Raw genomic sequence first — 6,000 nt, 5'->3', positions numbered from 1 at the left:
CTTCTTCCTGAAAATCAAGCACTTCAGACGCATCGCCACGCGCTACGAACAGACCCCACGGGCGTTTATGTCAATCCTTTGCCTCGTCAGCGCGTTCATCTGGACCAAATGAATGTCAACGCGCTCTAGGACGGATCGTACCCGACGTTGGGGCACGCCGTAATCAGCCGAGTTTAGGGTATGCCACTCCGCATCATAGCCAAGCCGCCTCAGATGCTGAAGAATATCAAGCCGGTAGTCGTCAAACCTGGACTGGAGTAACCCGGTCACGTTCTCGAGCATGACCGCCCGGGGCCGAGCTTGCTCAATGATGCGAATTGCTTCCATGAAGAGATCACGGTCATCCTCAGATCCCTTCATCTTCCCGGCTTGGGAGAACGGTTGGCAGGGAACGCCGCCGCAGAAGAGGTCGACGCCATGATAAGGAGTGGGATCGAATGTTCGCAGATCCTGCTCGATGACGTTCGACCCTGGGAAATTGGCCCGCAACGTCTCGCATGCGTGGCGATCCATCTCAACAAGAGCGACATGCCTGAAGCCGGCTCTTTCGATTCCCAGCGCTTGGCCACCTGCACCGGCGCATACTTCGAGTGCAGTGAGAGAATGCTTGGCTGGTCTGATCTTCTCGGACGTGGAGAAGGAAAGGGGCCAAACAGAACTCTTGACCGCCTTGTTCACGCTCCGAGTCGCCATGGCTTCCGGGTGACGTGTCGCCTGGTACGCTATCAGCACGCTTTCGGCAGCCGCTGGCATATTCCTGGGACCGGACGTCGAACTGAAGTCCGCCAGGGCGTCCTTCATGATGGACCAAGGCCCAACAGCATCGCCGCTCTTCTCGGGAAGGAAATCAAGCATGCTTGCTAGCACGCCAGCCAGTGCAGAAGCTTCGCTCTTCAGAACTTTGGCCCGATCTGACCCTTTGAGATCACCCTGTTCAAGTTGGGCCGCGAATGCTTCGATCCGTGTTCCTGCGTCTTCTACAGCATTGGCAATCAATCCCCTCAGGGAATGTCCCAGTGTGTGCCGAGCCTCCCGGGGACCATGACGGTCTGGATCCGCACCCGATTTGTCCTTGATGAGAGACTGGACATCCCTGACCCGGAGGCGCCGCCCGGAGTCGATCATGCGGATCGCTTCGGTCCGGACGTCCTCTCCCGCGCCCGCCAGCTTGACAATGACGGTCGGAAGGACTCGCTGCTCGATCAGCAGGTTCTTGTGTGATCCGAGACGAGTATGCGCGCGTCGATAGCCATGTGCGGTTCGCGGCTCGATCCCGCATTCGTGCTCGACCCAGACGCCGAAGCGACCTCGCAACAGGTCCGCAGCCTCTTCCAGAATTGCACCCAGTTCGAAGAGGTCGGACGAGCTCTTCTTACCGATCCGTCTGGCGCGATCGCGTAGCGCCCGAAGATGTTTCGCCTGCTGGTTTGTCGGTTCAGCTCCCTTAATCTCGGTAGTCAACGCCCCTAGCCCGTCAGTTGTCCCTTGTCGCTTAGATGCGCGATTTTCTCGGATCCGCCAAGGACACGCCTGCAACAGTGATCAAATATCGCCCTCCTGAAAGATTGCCTTTCCCTGTGCGGCTATCACAGAAGGCGATGAAGGCGCGTGTCCTCTGAACATCAGAGCCAACACCAGCTAATTCCCGGCAAATTTCCTCGCAGCCGCCGTCATTCTGCGCCTGACAGGTAACGTTGCTTCAGAAGCGTGAGGAGACGTCGTCTCACCTTGAGTGCATCAGCAAGGTTCGGTTGCTCGCATGGGTTCACCTCGTCCTCAGCCTTGCTCTCCCTCCGGCCAGTCGAACGACAGTTGGCCTCACTCTCTCGGTCGTAACGGTGGTCCAGAGACCCGGCATTGCCATTGGCGTCGCGCTCGCGAACGTCGGCATCGAGCACCTCGATGGATTGCTCATAAGCAGCGCTCTCATCCCTTAACGATGTGCATCTGTTCAATGCGCCAGCCGCCTTACGCGGAAGGCGTGGCAGGCTATCTGGTTGGATATCGAGCAGCGCACGAAGATCGTGAAGGGCGGTCCGGTCAGGCATGTGTGAACTCCTCAGATCGAAACGGATTAGTCAGGATGGTGGATCCTGACAGCACCCGATAATCTTTGAATGAGAAGCGCATATAAGCAAGAAAGAAAAGTATATTCTTGAGAATCAGGTCAGAGAATGTGGCTTAATTATCATTTGACGAACGAGTAAATTTGTTAATTGCGGATTCGCGGAAGGAATAACAATTTCAAAGTACTTTGGTGCCGCAACACGAAAATAAAAAAATACTCAAAAAGTATTCAAAGACGCTTGCGGATATTTCCTTCTTGAGACCACGATCGATCCGTTGACGACATCAAGTGGCTCATACGGAAGCCTGAAGGAAACTGAGAGATGCACATCGAACACAACGCAAGCGGACATGCCATCGGCCCTCTGGTCGCTACCCGGGGAGTCTACGACGAGATCACCGCCTTGGAGGGCACTGACGGTTCAAGGATCGAGCCCCATACGATCATCCGCCGTTACCAGGCAGCGCTTCCCGAAACCTTCGTGTCCTTCGATGCAAAGCAGCGTGGCGATGCTCTGAATCTGGATCTTTACGGATACGACGACGTTCAGGACGTCGCTGTCATTCAAGTCCGCCATGCCTTCAGGCGCTATCGCAACGGATTCATGAATGTGCACAAAGATTATGTCCTTGTCGGCTTCAACGAGATTACGGGAGCCGCATTTCGACACCCTATCTCCGCTCAAAGCGTTCGGGCCGCGATCAGGACAGCTGGCGCAAACCCAAAATCCGGTGTCCGGGGAGCTCAACGATGGATGTGGCGTGTCACTGACAAACAGCTCGAGGCAGGTATCCGCCAAGGAGATATTCTGCTTGTGAAGGAGCGCGGCACGCCAAAAGGCGAGTGCGTCGAGGGTACCGAGGCCACTGTTGCCGCAACTCACCTCGTCAAGGCGCGCTGTTTCATCCGGGGACCGAAGCACCTCTTCGCGCTTGATCCCGCCATCTACCACACCAAAGGCCAACATGACGCAATCTATGCGGACAGCGACGGCTGGCACTCAGTTCGCGTGGCCGACGAGACGACCCCATGGAACTGGTCGATACGGCTTGGGGACTGATGCTGATTGAGCCAGCAAGTCCCAACCCACTCAGACACGGATTTTCGAGCCTCAGTTGAGGCGTACAACCTCGACCCTGGAGTCATGTAATGCAGACCTGGCTTGACGGTTATGTTAACCGCTACCACCTGCGGGCGCGTACTATATTGAGCAGCGCGGCCGGTAGGTACCTAGTGTTGTGTCTCTGACGGGTGATTCCGAAATCTGGTCTGACGTGCGATGCTGCTCTGATGGGCAAGATCGAACGCATTGAGGTTCCCGCCGCCGATCGGGATCGCCTGGAGACCCTGGTCCGCGACCGAAACACGCCCCAGAAGGTTGTCTGGCGGGCTCGGATCGTTCTGCTGACGGACGAGGGCTTGCGCGCCACCGAGGTGGCAACTCGCGTCGGCACGAGCACTCTGACGGTACGGCGCTGGCGCCGCCGCTATGCGCAGGCGGGCGTCGACGGGCTTCTCAAGGACGCCACCCGCCCGCCAGGGCGCAAGCCCCTGACGGCAGCGGTGATCCAGCGGGTTGTCGACATGACCCTGCATGAGAAGCCGCCGCGAGCGACGCAGTGGAGCGTGCGCTCGATGGCCGCTGTCACAGGCCTGTCCCACACCAGCGTGCAGCGGATCTGGCACGCCCACGGCCTCAAGCCGCACTTGGTCAAGACCTTCAAGCTGTCCACCGACAAGCCCTTTGTCGAGAAGGTCCAGGATGTGGTCGGCCTGTATCTCGATCCGCCGGACAAAGCCCTGGTACTCGCGGTTGATGAAAAGTCTCAGATCCAGGCGCTCGACCGCACCCAGCCGGGCCTGCCGCTCAAGAAGGGCCGTGCCGGCACCATGACCCACGACTATAAACGACATGGCACCACGACCCTGTTTGCCGCTCTCGATGTGGCGACCGGCACGGTCCTGGGCACCTGCATGAAGCGCCATCGCCATCAGGAGTTCCTGCGCTTCCTGCGCGAGATCAACCGGGCCACGCCAAGACACCTCGACCTGCACCTGATCGTGGACAACTATGCCACCCACAAGCACCCGAAGGTGAAGGCTTGGCTGGCAAAGCATCCGCGCTTTCATCTTCACTTCACCCCGGCTTGGGCTTCGTGGCTCAACCTGGTCGAGCGCTTTTTTGCCCTGATCACCCAGGAGCGCATCCGGCGGGGCGCCTTCACGAGCGTGCCCGATCTGGAAAGCGCGATCATAGACTACTTGGAGCACCACAATGCCGACCCTCGACCCTTTGTCTGGACCGCCTCGGCCTCAGCTATCCTGGAGAAGGTCGCCCGTGCGAAACAAGCGTTAGAGTCACAACACTAGTGCCTGCCCAATATCAGGCGGAGTTGCGAGCGGCCGCAGATGACAATCGGCGGATCATCAGGCTCCTGGCCGAGTTTGATGTCGCCCTCACCTTGGGTATCCGCGCTCGTCAAGCGTGGCCTGCACCTGGGGTCTCCTCCCAGGTGCTTTGGAACTCGCTCGTTGCCCAACTCATCCTTCCGACGCAGCCTCCCCCAAGAGCGATGCTTTTGGATCGCGACATCGCAGGGGTACTGAGCGGTGCTGCAATTTCGGATGAAATTCGCGAGCGAGGCCATGCCGAGGCGATCCAACACGGACTTACTTACCTTGATATCCCTACTCAACCGCTCGATATTGGTAATGGCGCTCAATTAAGAAGTCTTTTCATTCTCACTGACCGAGCTAGAGACCACGAGCGGTTGCTTTATACGGCGATCCTCATCATCCCCGGGCAGACGAATTGGCGCAGAGTACAATGGTATTCTGGCGGTTCGGATATCCTTCCCGATGACTTAGCCGCCGCAGATCAAGCATACATGGAAGTGCTCAGTGTACCTGGCGCAAGCACCCACACTGAGCCGTTGCTGGACGTGGTAGAACGATCCGGTCGCAATCTTCGAGACATGCTGGTGGACATCGAATCCTTTGCGCTTCTTGCTCTCACCTACATGAGCCTCCACGAGGTTGAGGCGCCATGGCCTACGCTTCCCTACGCGCACCTTGATGATCCGAGGCGGTGCGGCCGCAAGGCTAAACAGGCCGCGAAGAAGTTCTCGTTGTTCAGAGCGCAGCGCGTGAGTGCCGCTCCCGGGACTATCAGGAGGTCTATGGACAGGGACTGCGGGTCTGAAAGGAAGCTGGGACGCCGAACCGAGGTTCGCGGACACTTCCGGCTTCAGGCCTATGGTTCCCAATACAGCCAGCGCCGGCTGCTCTGGATCGCCCCGCACATGCGTGGTCCGCTCGATGGGATCCTGAGCACAGCACTTGTACGGCCGGAGTGCGCCAATGACCAAACAGCACGAAGGTGGGCAGCATGATACCAGTCCTTCTGAAACGAGCTCCCAGGTCATCCAATCCTGGCGCCGGGGTAGCCGTCGTGTACTCGCACGAGTCCTTCTTGAGATGAGCAACGACCATGTTCTCAAACGAAAGCGAGCGTCTATTGCTTGCGAAAGGCGTTAACGTCGGCGTGCTGCTGGAAATTGGACACTATAGGGGTTGCTTCCCGCCTTTCCGAAGGGACCTGCTAGTTGATACCTCTAGTCGTGACGATGCTGATGACTCAGTCGAGATCGCCTGCAACACCTGAACTCGCGGCGCCAACATGGGGCATTCGGGAGTCGGCGATTTCCCATGGTGTGCTTCCCACGCGAGGTGCCATAGCGAATCTGTATACGCGAAGGTTCAGTGACTTTTTGAATTGTTGAGGAGCCGGGTTCCCACTTTCACAGTGGGCGGTCTCTGACCGAGGCAATCAGATCCGGTGCGCTTCCGGGGCATTGGGACATGCCGGCGTCGAGTTCATGCGCGAGGGCATTTGTCCTAGCCCAGGGTATGCTGCGCTCGGGGATCGCAGC

At 58.1% G+C, this 6,000-nt stretch carries 7 protein-coding genes; 5 read left to right on the top strand and 2 right to left on the bottom strand.

The window, feature by feature from the left end:
* Positions 1-42: 42 nt before the first annotated feature.
* Positions 43-996, bottom strand: coding sequence for a DNA cytosine methyltransferase (locus FS320_RS13520; RefSeq protein WP_202882857.1), 954 nt, complete (start codon positions 994-996; stop codon positions 43-45).
* Positions 997-1,041: 45 nt separating this feature from the next.
* On the opposite strand from FS320_RS13520, the gene FS320_RS13515 reads away from it, so the two are divergent.
* Together FS320_RS13515 and FS320_RS45145 are read left to right on the top strand one after the other, a co-directional pair.
* Complete coding sequence (locus FS320_RS13515; RefSeq protein WP_152712335.1) at positions 1,042-1,221, top strand: hypothetical protein; 180 nt, start codon at positions 1,042-1,044, stop codon at positions 1,219-1,221.
* Between the two features lie 12 nt (positions 1,222-1,233).
* Positions 1,234-1,401, top strand: a complete 168-nt coding sequence (locus FS320_RS45145; RefSeq protein WP_153885302.1) for a hypothetical protein — start codon at positions 1,234-1,236, stop codon at positions 1,399-1,401.
* Positions 1,402-1,670: 269 nt separating this feature from the next.
* Here the strand turns inward: FS320_RS45145 and FS320_RS13510 are convergent, their stop codons facing one another.
* Entirely contained in the window at positions 1,671-2,048 is a 378-nt protein-coding gene (locus FS320_RS13510) for a hypothetical protein (RefSeq protein ID WP_152712333.1), read from the bottom strand.
* Positions 2,049-2,390: 342 nt separating this feature from the next.
* On the opposite strand from FS320_RS13510, the gene FS320_RS47020 reads away from it, so the two are divergent.
* The 3 genes from FS320_RS47020 to FS320_RS13495 all read left to right on the top strand — a co-directional run bounded on the left by FS320_RS47020 (position 2,391) and on the right by FS320_RS13495 (position 5,460).
* The gene (locus FS320_RS47020; protein ID WP_202882856.1) at positions 2,391-3,128 is read left to right on the top strand and encodes a hypothetical protein; all 738 of its coding nucleotides are present in this window, start codon (positions 2,391-2,393) and stop codon (positions 3,126-3,128) included.
* A 230-nt stretch (positions 3,129-3,358) separates the two neighbouring features.
* Positions 3,359-4,438, top strand: a complete 1,080-nt coding sequence (locus FS320_RS13500; protein WP_152712331.1) for an IS630 family transposase — start codon at positions 3,359-3,361, stop codon at positions 4,436-4,438.
* A 209-nt stretch (positions 4,439-4,647) separates the two neighbouring features.
* The gene (locus tag FS320_RS13495; RefSeq protein WP_152712329.1) at positions 4,648-5,460 is read left to right on the top strand and encodes a hypothetical protein; all 813 of its coding nucleotides are present in this window, start codon (positions 4,648-4,650) and stop codon (positions 5,458-5,460) included.
* Positions 5,461-6,000 lie beyond the last annotated feature (540 nt).

The sequence above is a fragment of the Microvirga tunisiensis genome, from assembly GCF_009296175.1.
GTDB classification, from domain to species: Bacteria; Pseudomonadota; Alphaproteobacteria; order Rhizobiales; family Beijerinckiaceae; genus Microvirga; species Microvirga tunisiensis.
Note: the sequence above shows the minus strand (reverse complement) of the source record. Positions and strands in the feature narration are given on the sequence as shown.

Excerpts from the sequence above, each read along its gene's own strand:
- FS320_RS13500 (WP_152712331.1), top strand. The coding sequence starts at position 3,359 with ATGGGCAAGATCGAACGCATTGAGGTTCCCGCCGCCGATCGGGATCGC.
- FS320_RS13510 (WP_152712333.1), bottom strand. The coding sequence starts at position 2,048 with ATGCCTGACCGGACCGCCCTTCACGATCTTCGTGCGCTGCTCGATATC.
- FS320_RS45145 (WP_153885302.1), top strand. The coding sequence starts at position 1,234 with ATGCGCGCGTCGATAGCCATGTGCGGTTCGCGGCTCGATCCCGCATTC.
- FS320_RS47020 (WP_202882856.1), top strand. The coding sequence starts at position 2,391 with ATGCACATCGAACACAACGCAAGCGGACATGCCATCGGCCCTCTGGTC.
- FS320_RS13515 (WP_152712335.1), top strand. The coding sequence starts at position 1,042 with ATGACGGTCTGGATCCGCACCCGATTTGTCCTTGATGAGAGACTGGAC.